Below are 15,161 nucleotides of genomic sequence, written 5' to 3' on the forward strand. Positions count from 1 at the left end.
GCCGGGCGCTGAAACGCCCGGCAGGAAAGCCTCGTCTCAGAGGCCGTTGTCCTTCAGGATCTGGGCGGCATTTTCCTTGGTGATCTTCTGCGTCGGCAGGGTGATGGTCTTTTCAACCTTCTCCCCGTTCAGGAACTTGATCGCCTGCCGCAGCCCTTCGGCGCCCGGCGTCACATAAGTGAACGTCGCCGTCAGCTCGCCATTGGCGACCAGCTGCACGCCTTCATTGGGCAGGCCGTCGATGCCGATGAACTTGATGTCCTTCTCACGTCCGACGTCCTTGGCGGCAAGATAGGCACCATAGGCCATCGGATCATTATGGCCGTAGACAAGATCGATCTTCTCGTTGTTGCGCAACGCGGTCGCCATGATGTTGTAGGCCTGGTCCTGCTTCCAGTCGCCCGACTGCTGGTCGAGCAGGTATTTTATGCCCGGCTCCTTGTCGGTGAATTCATGGAAGCCGTCATGGCGATCGTGTGCCGGCTGGGTGCCCATGCCGCCCCAGATCTCGACGACGTTGCCGGCGGCCTTGCCCTTGCCGCCAAGCAGCTCGACGGCATATTCACCGGCAGCCCGGCCGATCAGCTTGTTGTCGCCGCCGACGAACTGCGTGTAGTCATTGGTTTCGACGTTGCGGTCGAGCACGAAGACCGGGATCTTCGCATCGATCGCCTGCTGCACGACACCGGTCAGACCGGCGGATTCTTTCGGCGATACCAAGAGCGCATCGACCTCCTGACGGATCAGGTTCTCGACGTCGGCCACCTGCTTCTCGGTCTTGTCCTCGCCGTCGGTGATGATCAGTTCGACTTCCGGATGCTTGGCCGCTTCGGCCAGGATGTCCTTGTTGAACTGAGCCCGCCAGGGTTCGATGGTCGTCACCTGCGAAAAGCCGATCTTCCACTTCTTGTCCTGCGCATGGGCGCCGCCGGCAAGCATGGCGGTCGTGGTCAGGAGTGCCGCTGTCAGCCCGGCGAGCTTCAACAATTCACGTCGTTTCATTTCTTGTTTCCTCCAATATTCAGAGACGCGGTCTCTTGCGACGGCCGCTTTGCCGCGGCCGTTTCCTTGTGCGCTTGCCCACCGGGCAGCCGCAGATAGAAGAGAAGATCACCGGCATTGCGCTCCTGTACGAGCACGGTACCGATGATGATCATCCCCTTCAGCACCAGCTGAAGGTTCGAATTGATGTTGTGCAGCTGCAGGATGTTAGAGAGCAGCCCGAAGATCAGCACGCCGCAGAACGTCCCGGTGAGGCTACCGCGTCCGCCCATCAGGCTGGTGCCGCCGATGACCACGGCGGCAATCGCGTCGAGCTCCAGCCCGGCGCCGGCGTCCGGCTTGCCTTGCCGGTACTGCGCGACATAGAGCACCGCCGCGATGCCGGCCAGCAGCCCTGACACGGCATAGGTGGCGATCTTCACGCGGCCTGCGGCGATGCCCGACAGCCGCGCCGCCTCCTCATTGCCGCCGATTGCATAGACATAGCGGCCGAACGGGGTGAAGCGCAGCACGGCGCCGTAGATCAGGATGGCGCCGAGGAAGAACAGGCCCGGCATCGGGATCACGCCGAATACCAGCGAGCGCAGCATTTCGAAATCGGCCGTGGCGTTCGAGCCGGTATAGACCGGCAGCACCGCATTGTTCTGGCCGGCTGTCAGCCGGGCGATGCCGAGCGCAGTAACCATCATCGCCAGCGTCACGATGAAGGGCTGCAGCCGCCCCGCGACGATGATGAAGCCGTTGAGCGCGCCGAACAGCAGGCCGACGCAAGGCGCCACCAGCAGCACACCGAGCACGCCGAATTTTGAGCCTACCTGCGGCAGCAGGAACCACAGCACCAGACTGCACAGGATCACCCCGACAATGCCGGGCGTCACCAGCCCGCGAACGCTGTCCAGCCTGATGTCGTGCGTCGCCTGCGCGCCGGCACGGGATTTTTCGACGTTCAGCAGGATGAAACGAGTGACGAGAATGCCGAGGCAAAGGGCTGCCACGGCAACTGTCGGCACCCCAAGCACCACCGCCGGCGTCACGCCGGGGACCGTCAGCAGCATGGCACAGACCACCGTACAGATCGCCATCAGCGAGCCGACGGAAAGGTCGATACCGCCGGTAATGATCACGGCCGTCATGCCGGTGGCAATCAGGCCGGTGGTCGACACCTGGCGCAGCACGTCGAGGAGGTTGCCGTAGGACAGGAAAATGTTGTTGCCCTTGGAGCTGATCGGCGAGCCGAGCACGCCGATCAGGAAGATGGCGATCAGGCCCCAATAGAGCTTCGTCCGGGACAGGATATGCAAAATGCTCATGCGGCAGGCCTCGTAATCGTCCGTCGCGGCGCCGCAAGCCGCATGATGGCCTCCTCGCTGGCTTGCGCGCGGGACAGGATTCCCGTCTGGCGGCCGTCGGCCATGACCAGGATACGGTCGGAAAGATGCAGCAGCTCCGGCAATTCCGAGCTGATGACCGCGATCGCCAGCCCGTCTCGCGCCAGCTTGACGATGAGATCGTAGATTTCCCGCTTGGCGCCGACATCGATGCCGCGCGTCGGCTCGTCGAGCAGCAACACCCGCGGCCTCGTCGCCAGCCATTTGCCGATGACGACCTTCTGCTGGTTGCCGCCGGACAGCGTGCCGGCCGGCTGCTCGACGGTCTCGCAGCGAATGCCGAGCGCCTTGACGGCGTCCCGTGCCAGCCCTTGCTCACCGGCCAGCGAGCGCAGGCCGAACCGCGCCAGCGCACCGACCAACGGCAGCGCGACATTGTCGGTGATCGAGGCCTCGAGATGCAGGCCTTGCGTCTTGCGGTCTTCCGTGACCAGGGCGATGCCGAGCCGGCGCGCATCGCGCGGCGAACGGATTTCTACCACCTCGCCATCGAGCCTGATCTCACCGCCGGCACGTCCGCCGCTGGACCCGAAGATGGTTTCCAGGATTTCGGTCCGGCCCGAGCCCAGCAGCCCGCCGATACCCAGGATTTCACCTGCGGCAAGATCGAAACTGACGCCGTCGAGCACGGTGCGCCAGCCATGGCGATTCGGCTTCGACAGCGACAGCTCGCTTACGGAAAGGACGGTGTTGACACCGGGGATGCGGTGCTCCTGGGAGGAAGCCAGCAGGTTTCGCCCGACCATCGCCGAAATTATGGCGTCTTCGTCGAGCTTGTCCATCGCCCGCGTCAGGACGTGGCGTCCATCGCGGAACACGGTGACCCGGCTGGCCAGATGCATGACTTCGTCGATGCGGTGCGAAATGTAGACGATCGCCACGCCGCTGTCGGCGAGCTGGCGGATGATGCGGAACAGCCGCTGGCATTCGGCTGGCGAAAGCGCCGAGGTCGGCTCGTCCATGATCAGAATGCGCGCCGACATCGACAGCGCCTTGGCGATCTCGACCAGTTGTTGTTCGCCGACGCGCAAGGCACCGACGCGCGCATCCGGATCGAGCTCGATGCCGAGCCTTTGCAGCAGCGCGCCGGCAGCGCGGCTGCTCGCCTTGCGGTCGACGATCAGCCCGGCGATCAGCTTCTCGCGGCCGAGAAAGATATTGTCGGCGACGCTGAGTTCGGGAACGAGATTCAGCTCCTGGTGGATGATGGCGATGCCGGCGCGCTCGGCTTCGCGGACGCCGGCAAAGCGCACCGCATCGCCATCGATACTGACCGTTCCGTTATAGTCCGTATAGACGCTGGACAGGATCTTCATCAGCGTCGACTTGCCGGCGCCGTTCTCGCCCATCAGCGCATGGACCTCGCCGCGCCGCAGTTCGAAATCGACATCGACAAGCGCGGCGATGCCACCGAAGGACTTGGAGATGTGCTCGGCGCTCAACACGATAGCCGAGCCGTCCGCCACAACGCCTTGCGCAGGGATGGAATTGCCGTGCTGCATGACAAGGACGGCCTCCCTCCGTCTCCACCGAACACCTCAAACGCTAATCTAAACGTTTCGATCATGTCAAGGCAATATCTGGAGTCTGAGATTGTTCCATTTCAATTCTTGCGCAAAATCGTAAGATTCCGTACGTATTGCTGCCGTGGAGTGGTGAAACGTTTCGAAAATGACAGCGTCAGGACGAAAAAAGCAGCGCAAATTCACTGCTCCGACCATGCTTCACGTGGCCGAGGCCGCGCGTGTTTCCGTGGCCACGGTATCGGCGCTGATCAACGGCACCGCGACCGTCAGCCCCGAGCTCAGCCAGCGCATCGAACAGGCCATCCGCGACATCGGCTACAAGCGCAACGCCATCGCCCGCAGCCTGAAGATGGGCACCACACGCACCATCGGGCTCACCGTCCCCCACATCACAAACCCGTTCTTCACCGACGTGGTTTCGGTCATCCAGCAGGCTTTCGACAGGGCCGGTTACGCCGTCATGCTGTGCTGCACCGACGAGCACCTGAACACGCAGGACGACCAGATCAGACTGCTGCTCGACCGCATGGTCGACGGACTGATCGTCGCGCGTGTCGGCGACGGCGCGATCCTCAAACCGATTGTCGACGACGCCAATGTGCCGGTCGTGCTGCTCGACCGTGTTTGCCAGGGTGTCGACACCGATGCCGTCGTTCTCGACAACCAGCGCGCGGTGTTCGACGCCATCACCTACCTGATCGATCTCGGCCATCGTCGCATCGGCTACATCTCCGGCTCGTTCGATATCTCGCCGATGCATGACCGCATGGCGGGATACCGCGAGGCCCTCCAGGCCGCCGGCCTGCCGGCCGAGCCCGAGCTCGTCCGCTTCGGCAACTTCCATGAAGTCGACGGCTACAACGCCACCATGCAGCTGCTTTCGCTGCACGACCGGCCGAGCGCCATCTTTTCGGCCAACAACCCGATGGTGATCGGCACGATGAAGGCCATTCGCGATATCGGCCTGTCCTGTCCGGAGGATATTTCGGTCGCCTGCTTCGACGACTTTCCGTGGTCGGATGTGTTCCGGCCGCAATTGACCACGGTCGCACAGCCGGTGCAGGCGATTGGCGAGCAGGCGGCCAATCTGCTGCTCGACCGGCTCGCCGGAAACAGGGATGCGCCGCCGCGCAAGCTGACGCTCAAGGGTCGCCTGATGATCCGCAATTCATGCCGTCCGCTAGGTGCGACTGCGCAGAGCGTCAGCGCGTAGCGCTTGGGCTCCGTTCAGAAACTTTGCAATGCCGGACGGACCAGCGGTCCCCCTGTCCTGCCGACCCGGGCCTTCGCAGCCACTACGGGCGTTCGTCGTTCGAAAACCGAGCAATGGAAGGACGCGGCGCCGATCGAGCCAAGTGGCCAACGGTCAGCCAGCCGACAGTCAGGAAAATCTTGGCAATCGAAGCATGTCTGGAATATGACGAGATGCGGCTGATCGTTCACACGGGCGCCGGCTTGAGTCATGCGCGTGAAATCGATCCTAATCGGGCTGGTTCTTGCTGGGATGGCCGTATTCTTCGGCTGCACTACCAGCGGCGCATTAAAGACTTTCCCCTCGGCCTATGGCGGCCTCACCGACGCCGGTTTTCGCGTTCCGCCGGTTCCGATCTACAAGGTTGACCCAAAGTTCCATCGGCAGACAGTACCTTATGCGACTGAAGAGGCGCCGGGCACCATCATTGTCGATACAGGAGCGAAGTTCCTCTACTACGTGTTGGGAGACGGTCAGGCGCTGCGCTACGGAATCGGCGTTGGCAAGGCGGGCTTCGAGTGGCATGGCACTGCTCACGTTGCGAGGAAGCGCGAATGGCCGGATTGGAGCGCGCCGTCTGCGATGATCGTGCGCGAGCAGAAGCGAGGCCGCATCATACCGGCCCATATGGAGGGCGGACTCATGAACCCGCTCGGGGCGCGGGCGCTCTATCTTTTCAACGAGAAAGGTGACACTGGATATCGCCTGCACGGTAGCCCTGAATGGTGGTCCATCGGCAAAGCTGTGTCGGCTGGCTGCATTCGCCTCATGAACCAGGACATCATCGATCTCTATGACCGCGCCACAATCGGCACCAAGGTGATCGTCATTTAGTGGACGCCGCGTTTCCCGCAAACGGACGAGCATGAGGATCGAAAACCTCCGCGTAAAGCGCGCGAAATGTTCGCTGTGTCTTCGCACACCTGTTCGCGAGGTTCCCTGCCCAAGGCCGGCCTTGCCCGCAACAGTGGCAAGTGGCGAACCAACTCTCAGGCAGCTTCCGACAGCGATTTGTGAGCGTCGGCCAGGATCTCGAACGAGCGCACCCGCGCCGCATGGTCGAAAATCTGCGCTGTGACCATCAGCTCGTCGGCGCCGGTGCGGCGCACGAAGGCCTCGATGCCTTGCCTGACCGTTTCGGGAGAGCCGACGACGGCGCAGGAAAGCGCTTGGCCGAGCATGGTCTTGGCCATTGGATCGAGGTCGCGCTCATATCCTTCGACCGGCGGCGGCAATCGGCCGGGCCGGCCGGTGCGCAGATTGACGAAGGCCTGCTGCAGCGAGGTGAACAGCAGCCGCGCCTCGGCATCGGAAGGAGCGGCGAAGACGTTGAGGCCGAGCATCACGTAAGGCTTGTCGAGCTGCTCCGAAGGCTGGAAACGCGAGCGGTAGATCTCCAGCGCATGGTCGAGCTCGGCCGGCGCAAAATGCGAAGCGAAGGCGTAGGGCAGGCCGAGCATGGCGGCAAGCTGCGCGCCGTAGAGGCTGGAGCCGAGAATCCAGATCGGCACCTTTTCGCCTTCGCCGGGCACCGCGCGGATGCGTTGGCCGTCTTCGGCCGGTTGGAAGTAACCCATCAGCTCGACGACGTCCTGCGGGAAATTGTCGGCGCCAGCATCGAGGTTGCGGCGCAGCGCCCGTGCCGTGGCCACGTCGGTGCCGGGCGCCCGCCCGAGGCCGAGATCGATGCGACCAGGATGCAGAGCGTTGAGCGTGCCGAATTGCTCGGCGATGACCAGCGGCGAATGATTGGGCAGCATGACGCCGCCGGCGCCGACGCGTATGGTCTTGGTGCCGCCGGCCACATGGGCAATGACCACCGAGGTGGCGGCGCTGGCGATGCCCGGCATGTTGTGGTGCTCTGCCAGCCAATAGCGCCGGTAACCCAGCCGCTCGGCATGCCGGGCGAGATCGAGCGAATTGGCGAGTGACTGCGAAGCGTTGCTGCCTTCGACGATCGGCGACAGGTCGAGAACGGAAAGAGCGGTCATCGGCGCGGGTTTCCTGTGGGCCGAACGGATGTAGGAAGCCGTTGCCGAGGCGGCAAATTCAAAATGTTGATTGAGCACTGCAGGCACAACGGACGTGCCACCGATGCAAGGTCGTGATCCAATCGGGGGACGTTTTTGACCCTTAAGCCGCTACTTTTTCGCCTCGTGAATTTCTTCGTCCTCGATCACCGCCGTATGCTGCGCCGCGAGGAAATTGCCGACATGACTGAGGCCGTCGAAATGATCGCAGAACACCTTGATCACGACCAGCAGCGGCACCGCCAGCAAGGCGCCGACGAAACCCCACAGCCAGGACCAGAAGGCGATGGCGATGAGGATCGCCACTGCGTTGATCTCAAGACGGCGGCCGACGACCGTCGGCGTCACGAACTGGCCTTCGACGACATCGCACATAAGGACGAAGGCCGGCGCCAGCAGCGCATAGGAAATCGTGTCGAAGCTGATCAGCGCGATGATCGTGACCAGCGTGATGGTGGTCAGCGCCCCGATATAAGGCAGGAAATTGAGCAGAGCCGCTGCCGCGCCCCAGACCTGCGCGTTGGGCACGCCGAGCGCCCAAAGGCCGAGCCCGATGACAATGCCGAGACATGTATTGATCACCGTGACGGTAAGCAGATAATGCGAGATTTCACGTTCGACGTCGTAGACGACGCGCAGCGCCCGCTTCTTTTCGCTGAGACTGGGGAAGGACTGGACGATCTTTTCATAGAACATCGTGCCCGAGGCGAGCAGGAACAGCGACAGGACGAAGACGATGGTAACGCTGACGCCAGCCGACAGCACATTGCCGGCCGCCTGCGAGAGAATACCGGATGGCGCCATCGCCACCCTCTGAACGCCCGGCTCCTGGGAAGTCTGTGTCAGGCCCTCGATCTGGCGCGAAATCTCCACGATCCGTTCGAACGGACGGCGCAATTGTGCCAGACGTTCGGTAAGCTGCTGGCCGATCGTGGAGGTGTTGTTGATGAGGTCGATGACCGGGCCGCTGAGCAGATATCCCGCGACGGCGACGAGGCAGAACGAAAGCAGCACCAGCAGTGTCGCCGAAATGACATCGGGCATGCCATGCTTGCGCAGGAAGCGAACGATCGGCGTCAGCGTCAGCGCCAGCAGGAAAGCCAGAATGACCGGCATGAAGAAGGCGCGGGCGAAGTAAAGCGCGTAGATCGCCATAAGGATGAAGATGCCGACGAGCAGCGAACGCATCAGATGCGCATCCGCCCGTGCCTCGACGCGCGGATCCGGGCTTTCGGCAGCGCTTGCGCCCGAAGCGGCGGGTTCGGCTTTCATTCTGACCCTCGGCGGCACACCGCGATTGGTGCAGACCGTTGGCGAAAACGCCTCTGTCGCTTCAAGGTTCCGTTAGCCGGCGTCACCGGCAAGGCCGCCGCGCGGCCTTGCCAATGAATCAGGTGACTGGGAATCAGGCAACCGGTGCCGCCACGGCGGGAACGGCCCTCGCAGTTTCCCGGCGCACGATCGGCGCCACCTTGGTGCCGTAGAGTTCGATGGCCTTCATCACCTTGGCGTGCGGCATGGTGCCGATCGCCATTTGCAGCAGGAAGCGGTCGTTGCCGAATATCCTGTGCTGGGCAATGATCTTCTCGGCCACCTGTTCTGGATTGCCGACGAACAGCGCGCCGTTTGGGCCGCGCGATTGGTCGAAATGCGCCCGCGATGTCGGCCCCCAGCCGCGCTCGCGGCCGATACGGTTCATCACCTCGGCCTGCGGCCCGTAAAAATCGTCGGCTGCCTGGTCCGTGCTGTCGGCGATGAAGCCGTGCACGTTGAGACTGGTGGCAAGGCTTGCCGGATCGTTGCCGGCGCGTCTGGCTGCATCCCTGTAGATGTCGAACAGCGGTGCGAACCGCGCCGGCTCGCCACCGATGATCGCCAGTGCCAGCGGCAACCCGAGCACGCCCGCGCGGGCGACGGATTGCGGCGTTCCACCGACGGCGATCCAGATCGGCAATTTGTCCTGCAAGGGCCGGGGATAGACGCCGCGATCATTGATCGGAGCGCGCAGACTGCCCGACCAGGTCACCTTGACATTATCGCGGATGGCGAGCAGCAGGTCGAGCTTCTCGGCGAAGAGCTCGTCATAATCTTCGAGATTGTAGCCGAACAGCGGAAAGGACTCGATGAACGAGCCGCGCCCGGCCATGATCTCCGCCCGGCCGCCGGACAGAAGGTCGAGGGTGGCAAACTGCTGGAAGACGCGCACCGGATCGTCGGACGACAGCACGGTGACAGCGCTGGTCAGCCTTATGCGCCTGGTTCGTTCGGCGGCCGCCGCCAGTGCCACAACCGGAGCGGAGGCAGCGTAGTCGGGACGGTGGTGCTCGCCGAGACCAAAGACGTCCAGCCCGACCTGGTCGGCGAGCTCGATCTCCTCGATCAAGTTGCGCAGCCGCTCGTGCGCACCGATCGCACCGGGACCCGGTTCCGGGCTGACGTCGGCGAAAGTGTAGAGACCGAGTTCCATAGTGTGTCATCCCAGGGTTTGTCCTGGCGCTACAGGTAGCGATCAGTCCGCCGCCCCGCCAGATGCCTGGATGGTGAACAGTGCGGGTGCCTCTCAGCCGAATTCAATCGAAATGGCGTCTCCCGGCTGCAACAGATCAGAATTTCATGGCTGGCATACCGTTTTGGCGCTTGAACTCTCGGTTTTCACGCGTATGTAAGCCTCGCAAATTGACTTCAGGGAAGTGGAATTGGCTATCTATAGGGAAAAAGACGTTTTCGAGCGGCGCAATGCCGCGAACGAGGCAAAGAAGGCGCTTCTGGAGCGCTTCAAGGCAAAGCCGGCGGCAGATGATCCAGCGGTGCTGGCACGACAGGCCGAGCGCAAGGCGATCCTCGAGGCCCGCGCGATACGTGAGGCCGAAAAGGCCAGGCTGAAGCAGGAAAAGCTGGCGCGCGAAGCGGCCGAAAAGGCCGAGCGCGAGGCAGCCGCCGAAGCGGCACGCATCGCCGCCGAAGAGGCCGCACAGGCCGAAGCGAAGATCCGGGAAGCTGAAGAGAACGAGCGCATCGCCCGTTTTCTTGCCGACGAGGCCGAACGCAAGGCCAAGCGTGACGCCCGCTATGCCGCGCGCAAGCAGCGCACCGGCAGGACGCCGCCCGGCTTCTCCGCGCGATAACGCCTTCCGGCACTGATTCAAGCCATCGGAACGCTCCGTTTCGATGGCTTTCGGCCGATTTCTTAAATGCGCGAAATCTATCTTCGCCGCATCCATAGGGGATGCGCGTGAGCTTAGTGAACAATCATACCGGCCGCGTTTGCGGCCGGTCGAAATAAGCCGAAACGGTAGCTGCGGCCCTACTTGTCCTTCAGCTTCATCGCCTTCACCGGCGGTGCCTTCAGGGCCGGCGCCGGAGCTGGTTTCTTCGCGTCCTTCTTCGGCTTGCGGGCTTCCTTGCCTGCCTTCATCGCACCCTTAGCCATGATTCGTTCCTCCAGTTGACGTCTGGCGAAGTGAAACAAGAGAAAACGCTCGACTGCAAGAGGCCGCTGCCGGGCAGTCGCCCTGACCGATGGCTGTTAACCGGTTTCTAATTCCCTCGTAAACCGCAGCGGTCCGTGCCATGGTCTTCTTCGCACTGCAGCATCAGCCCTCGCGTTTCGCCGGCTGATGATCAGGCAGGCCGGTCAGGACGACAATGCGGATCCACATCGGTTGCCAGATGAGCTTCGACTTCCCGCAGGAAACACCGCTGATCGCGATGCTAAATGTCCATTATTCGCGCGCATCCGATCTTGAGCGGCCGGACTTCCTGACGTCGAACCCGCCGGTGCCGATCGAGAGCTACCGCGACAGTTTCGGCAATTGGTGCAACCGTCTCGTTGCGCCGGCCGGGCGCTTTGCCTTCGGCACCGACGCGGTCATCCGCGACCCCGGCTCCTTCGAGACGCGCGAGCTGACGGCGTGGCAGCACGAGGTGCGCGATCTGCCGTCGGAGACGCTGCTGTTCCTGCTGCCCAGCCGTTATTGCGAGAGCGACGTGCTGTCGAATGAAGCGTGGCGGCTGTTCGGCAGCACCCCGCTCGGCATTCCGCGCGTCCAGGCGGTCTGCGACTTCGTCCATAACCACATCGTCTTCAACTACTTCAATGCACGGCCGACACGCACCGCCGCCGAAGCCTATCGCGAGCAGAGTGGTGTGTGCCGCGACTTTGCTCACCTCGCTGTTGCCTTCTGCCGCGCCCTGAACATTCCAACCCGCTACTGCACCGGCTATATCAGTGACATCGGCCTGCCAAAGCCGTGGTCGGACATGGATTTCGCCGCCTGGATGGAGGTCTATCTCGGCGGCCGCTGGCACGCGTTCGACCCGCGCAACAACGCGCCGCGCATCGGCCGTATCCTGATCGCCTCCGGACGCGATGCCGCTGATGTGCCGCTGACCCACATTTTCGGGCCGGGCGCGCTGGCTGGCTTCAAGGTCTGGACGGACGAGGTCGTCGAATAGCCCCGCCCCGCCCTTTTGGATAACTGACTTTGTGAACAACTCGGCGCTTCAGGCGTTGTGAGAGCTGTGGAGCGTGGGCGGACGCTCCGCCAATCTCGGTGCATCAACCAAGGCAGCACACCATGGCGGCGCATGGCGGGTCGAAAAAAGTGATCTATGCGGCGCTCGCCGGAAATCTTGCGATCGCACTGACCAAATTCGCCGCTGCCTTGTTCACGGGCAGCTCGGCAATGCTCTCGGAAGGCGTCCACTCGCTCGTCGATACCGGCAATGGCAGCCTGCTGCTTTACGGCATGCACCGTGCCGCGCGCCCGGCCGACCGCACGCATCCGCTCGGCCATGGCCGCGAGCTGTACTTCTGGAGCTTCATCGTTGCGCTCCTCGTCTTTGCACTGGGCGCCGGCATATCGTTCTACGAAGGCGTGACGCACATCATGACGCCGGAGCCGATTGCCAACGCCAAGGTGAACTACGCTGTCCTTGGCCTTTCCTTCCTCTTCGAAGGCACCTCTTGGCTGGTGGCGCTGAAGGAGTTCCGCCACCAAAAAGGCAGCCACGGCTGGCTCGAGGCGGTGCAGCTCAGCAAGGATCCTAGTGTCTACACCGTACTCTTCGAGGACAGCGCGGCACTTCTCGGCCTCGTTGTCGCCTTCGCCGGGATATCGGCGGCGGAACTGCTGGACATGCCGAAGCTCGACGGCGCCGCGTCGATCGGCATCGCGCTGATCCTGGGCGCAACCGCGATCTTCCTGGCGCGCGAAAGCAAAAGCCTGCTGCTCGGCGAGCCGGCTTCGCCCGAGGTGCAAATGAAAGTATTGGACATCGTCCAGCAGGACCCGGCGGTGCAGCGGGCGAATGGCGCGCTGACGCTGCATATGGGTCCGCAGGAGATCGTCGCCGCTCTGAGCATCGAGTTCGAGGACCACTTGTCGGCGCCCGAGATAGAGACCTGCGTCGAACGCCTCGAGACGCGGCTGAAAGCGGAGATGCCGGAGGTGACGCGGCTGTTCGTCAAGCCTCAGACCACCGGCACCTGGGAACGCCGGAGCAAGGCCTTGGCGGGGGCATCCGGACAAGAACCGGCCTAAGGAAAATGGCTTGAGGAAATCGATGCGCCATCGGACAGTCCCGGTTATGATCGCAGGCAAAAGCTCGGGAGGAACGAAGATGAAAATCGACGGCGGGTGTCATTGCGGCGCCATCACTTACGAGGCCGAGGTCGATCCGGAAAAGACCACCATTTGTCACTGCATCGATTGTCAGAAGCTAACCGGAACGGCCTTTCGCGTCACCGTGCCGGCGTCCCAGGACAATTACAGGATCACCAAGGGCAAGCCGAAAATCTACATCAAGACCGGTTCGAGCGGCGCCAAGCGCGCCCAGGCGTTTTGCGGTGAGTGTGGCTCGCATCTCTACGCCACGTCGGCGGGCGAGGGACCGAAGGTTTACGGCATCAGGGTCGGCACGGCACGGCAACGCGAGCAACTGGTGCCGAAAAAGCAGATCTGGCACCGCTCGGCGCTGCATTGGCTGCCGGAATTCGAAGGCACGACCATCATCGAGGAGCAGTAGCGCCAGATCCGGGTGAAGCCTCCGGTTCCGGCGTAGCTCTCAATCGTCGCCTTCGACGACCCTTAGCCTCAACTGCCCGGTTTTCGAATCAGCGACGCGCGGGCTGCTTTCCGCTTTTGCTCCGCTGCCATTCGAACCAGCGGTATCCTCCGCCGGCTGCACGCCAAACTCCAGCGCCTCGATCTTTTGTCCGCGCCGGGTCACCTTCGATGTCGAGACCAGGATGTCGTCGATATCCTTGGCCGATTGACCGAAATGCGTCTGCAATTTGCGCACCCGCTCGTCGAGCCGGGAGACGTCTTCCATTAGCCGGATGACCTCGCCCTGGATCAGGTGCGCCTGCTCGCGCATGCGGGCATCCTTGAGGATTGCCTGGATGACCTGAATCGACAGCATCAAAAGCGATGGCGAGACGATGACGATCCGCGATCGATGCGCCTTTTGGACAACGGCCTCGAAATTCTCATGGATTTCGGCGAACACCGATTCCGAGGGCACGAACATGAAGGCGGTGTCCTGCGTCTCGCCCTGGATCAGGTATTTTTCGGAAATATCGCGGACATGCACCTCGATGTCGCGGCGGAAAGCCTGTGCTGCCGACTTCTGCAGGTCGGCGCCTTCGGCGGCACGGATGGCATTCCACGCCTCGAGCGGAAACTTTGCGTCGATGGCAAGTGACGGCGCGCCGTTCGGCATCTTCACCAGGCAGTCGGGCCGGCTGCCATTCGACAAGGTCGCCTGGAATTCATAGGCGCCGTGCGGCAATCCGTCGGCGACGATGGCCTCCATGCGCGACTGGCCGAAGGCGCCGCGCGTCTGCTTGTTGGAAAGGATCGCCTGCAATTGCACGACCTGGCCGGCCAGCGACTGGATATTGCCTTGCGCGATATCGATAACCGCCAGCCGTTCCTGCAGCTTGGCGAGGCTCTCATGCGTCGATCTCGTCTGCTCGGTCATGGTCTGGCCCAGGCGGCCGGTCATGGCATCGAGGCGCTGGCCGATCGACTGGGTCAGTTCCGCCTGGCGCGCCCCGAACACTTCGGCGATGGCGCCCATGCGGCCTTGCATTTCCGCCTGGCTTGCCAAGATGCCGGCCATCCGCACCTCGGCGTCACGGGCGTGGTCGGCGGCTTCGGCGGCCGCCACTGCACGCGCCTTGGCCGATCGCCAGAGCGCAACGACGAGCGCCACGAACAGTCCAAGGAACAGCATTGCGCCGAAACCCAGGGCTTGGCCGAGCGTGAGCGTGGTGGCGCCGAGGCGGGCGACAGGTTCGGACAGGATGGTGGCCAGATCGTTCATGCCGACAGCATAGATGATTCGGTCTGCCGGCACAGATCAAAACGTGAACGACCCGAAGCCGTCCCGGTTGACGCTTTTCCTGCGAGGTCTTAGGTGAGACGCCATGTCGATCAAGCCGCTTATCATCCTCCCCGATCCCGTCCTGCGCCAGGTTTCAAAACCGGTCGAGCGTGTCGATGGCGATTTGCGCAAACTGGCCGGCGACATGCTGGACACTATGTATGACGCGCCCGGCATCGGCCTCGCAGCGATCCAGGTCGGCGAACCCTTGCGCATGCTGGTGATCGACCTCGCCAAGGAGGACGAGACGCCGGCGCCGCACGTCTTCATCAATCCCGAAATCCTTGAAAGCTCCGACCAGCGTTCGGTCTATGAGGAAGGCTGCCTGTCGATCCCCGATTACTATGCCGAAGTCGAGCGCCCCGCCGCGGTGCGGGTGAAGTATCTCGATCGCGACGGCAAGCTGCAGGAGATCGAGGCCGAGGGGCTGATGGCGACCTGCCTGCAGCACGAGATCGACCATCTCAACGGCGTGCTGTTCATCGACCACATCTCAAAACTGAAGCGCGACATGGTGGTCAAGAAGTTCAAAAAGCTCGCCAGGGACAAGGCGCCGGGCAAGATGGTGGGATAG

At 62.8% G+C, this 15,161-nt stretch carries 15 protein-coding genes; 7 read left to right on the top strand and 8 right to left on the bottom strand.

The window, feature by feature from the left end; genetic code table 11:
* Window positions 1–36: 36 nt before the first annotated feature.
* The 3 genes from NKJ17_RS00860 to NKJ17_RS00870 are packed head-to-tail and all read right to left on the bottom strand — an operon-like array spanning window position 37 to window position 3,892.
* Window positions 37–1,002 carry a substrate-binding domain-containing protein gene (locus NKJ17_RS00860; protein WP_254815861.1) on the bottom strand — a complete coding sequence of 322 codons (966 nt, stop codon included), beginning with the start codon at window positions 1,000–1,002 and terminating at the stop codon, window positions 37–39.
* Complete coding sequence (locus tag NKJ17_RS00865) at window positions 999–2,312, bottom strand: ABC transporter permease (protein WP_352477019.1); 1,314 nt, start codon at window positions 2,310–2,312, stop codon at window positions 999–1,001. Before NKJ17_RS00865 ends, NKJ17_RS00860 begins: the two co-directional genes overlap by 4 nt.
* Window positions 2,309–3,892: a sugar ABC transporter ATP-binding protein gene (locus NKJ17_RS00870; protein WP_352686413.1), complete on the bottom strand. Its 1,584-nt coding sequence runs from the start codon at window positions 3,890–3,892 to the stop codon at window positions 2,309–2,311. Before NKJ17_RS00870 ends, NKJ17_RS00865 begins: the two co-directional genes overlap by 4 nt.
* 217 nt (window positions 3,893–4,109) lie before the next feature.
* Between NKJ17_RS00870 and NKJ17_RS00875 the strand changes: the two genes are divergently transcribed.
* Entirely contained in the window at window positions 4,110–5,129 is a 1,020-nt protein-coding gene (locus tag NKJ17_RS00875) for a LacI family DNA-binding transcriptional regulator (protein ID WP_352686416.1), read from the top strand.
* A 249-nt stretch (window positions 5,130–5,378) separates the two neighbouring features.
* The gene (locus NKJ17_RS00880; protein ID WP_352506035.1) at window positions 5,379–6,002 is read left to right on the top strand and encodes a L,D-transpeptidase; all 624 of its coding nucleotides are present in this window, start codon (window positions 5,379–5,381) and stop codon (window positions 6,000–6,002) included.
* A gap of 155 nt (window positions 6,003–6,157) precedes the next feature.
* Here the strand turns inward: NKJ17_RS00880 and NKJ17_RS00885 are convergent, their stop codons facing one another.
* The 3 genes from NKJ17_RS00885 to NKJ17_RS00895 form a co-directional block, all read right to left on the bottom strand.
* Window positions 6,158–7,159 (bottom strand): LLM class flavin-dependent oxidoreductase, encoded by a 1,002-nt coding sequence (locus NKJ17_RS00885; protein WP_352506034.1) that lies wholly within the window; start codon window positions 7,157–7,159, stop codon window positions 6,158–6,160.
* Window positions 7,160–7,309: 150 nt separating this feature from the next.
* Window positions 7,310–8,470 carry an AI-2E family transporter gene (locus NKJ17_RS00890; protein ID WP_352477022.1) on the bottom strand — a complete coding sequence of 387 codons (1,161 nt, stop codon included), beginning with the start codon at window positions 8,468–8,470 and terminating at the stop codon, window positions 7,310–7,312.
* A 133-nt stretch (window positions 8,471–8,603) separates the two neighbouring features.
* The gene (locus tag NKJ17_RS00895) at window positions 8,604–9,665 is read right to left on the bottom strand and encodes an LLM class flavin-dependent oxidoreductase (RefSeq protein WP_352506033.1); all 1,062 of its coding nucleotides are present in this window, start codon (window positions 9,663–9,665) and stop codon (window positions 8,604–8,606) included.
* 229 nt (window positions 9,666–9,894) lie between these two features.
* On the opposite strand from NKJ17_RS00895, the gene NKJ17_RS00900 reads away from it, so the two are divergent.
* Window positions 9,895–10,323 (top strand): DUF6481 family protein, encoded by a 429-nt coding sequence (locus tag NKJ17_RS00900; RefSeq protein ID WP_023718183.1) that lies wholly within the window; start codon window positions 9,895–9,897, stop codon window positions 10,321–10,323.
* Between the two features lie 179 nt (window positions 10,324–10,502).
* On the opposite strand, the gene NKJ17_RS00905 is transcribed toward NKJ17_RS00900, so the two are convergent.
* On the bottom strand, window positions 10,503–10,628 hold the full coding sequence (locus NKJ17_RS00905) for a hypothetical protein (protein WP_013528464.1): 126 nt from the start codon (window positions 10,626–10,628) through the stop codon (window positions 10,503–10,505).
* Window positions 10,629–10,843: 215 nt separating this feature from the next.
* Here NKJ17_RS00905 and NKJ17_RS00910 point away from each other — a divergent pair, with 215 nt between their 5' ends.
* From NKJ17_RS00910 to NKJ17_RS00920, 3 genes are all read left to right on the top strand, one after another.
* Entirely contained in the window at window positions 10,844–11,653 is an 810-nt protein-coding gene (locus NKJ17_RS00910) for a transglutaminase-like domain-containing protein (RefSeq protein ID WP_254815869.1), read from the top strand.
* Between the two features lie 122 nt (window positions 11,654–11,775).
* Complete coding sequence (locus NKJ17_RS00915; protein WP_352477025.1) at window positions 11,776–12,741, top strand: cation diffusion facilitator family transporter; 966 nt, start codon at window positions 11,776–11,778, stop codon at window positions 12,739–12,741.
* Between the two features lie 79 nt (window positions 12,742–12,820).
* Window positions 12,821–13,225 carry a GFA family protein gene (locus NKJ17_RS00920; protein ID WP_352506031.1) on the top strand — a complete coding sequence of 135 codons (405 nt, stop codon included), beginning with the start codon at window positions 12,821–12,823 and terminating at the stop codon, window positions 13,223–13,225.
* 39 nt (window positions 13,226–13,264) lie between these two features.
* On the opposite strand, the gene NKJ17_RS00925 is transcribed toward NKJ17_RS00920, so the two are convergent.
* The gene (locus NKJ17_RS00925) at window positions 13,265–14,527 is read right to left on the bottom strand and encodes a DNA recombination protein RmuC (RefSeq protein WP_352506030.1); all 1,263 of its coding nucleotides are present in this window, start codon (window positions 14,525–14,527) and stop codon (window positions 13,265–13,267) included.
* Window positions 14,528–14,630: 103 nt separating this feature from the next.
* Between NKJ17_RS00925 and def the strand changes: the two genes are divergently transcribed.
* Complete coding sequence (gene def, locus NKJ17_RS00930) at window positions 14,631–15,161, top strand: peptide deformylase (protein WP_352477028.1); 531 nt, start codon at window positions 14,631–14,633, stop codon at window positions 15,159–15,161.

The organism is Mesorhizobium sp. M0208 (assembly GCF_040322015.1).
Taxonomy (GTDB): Bacteria; Pseudomonadota; Alphaproteobacteria; order Rhizobiales; family Rhizobiaceae; genus Mesorhizobium.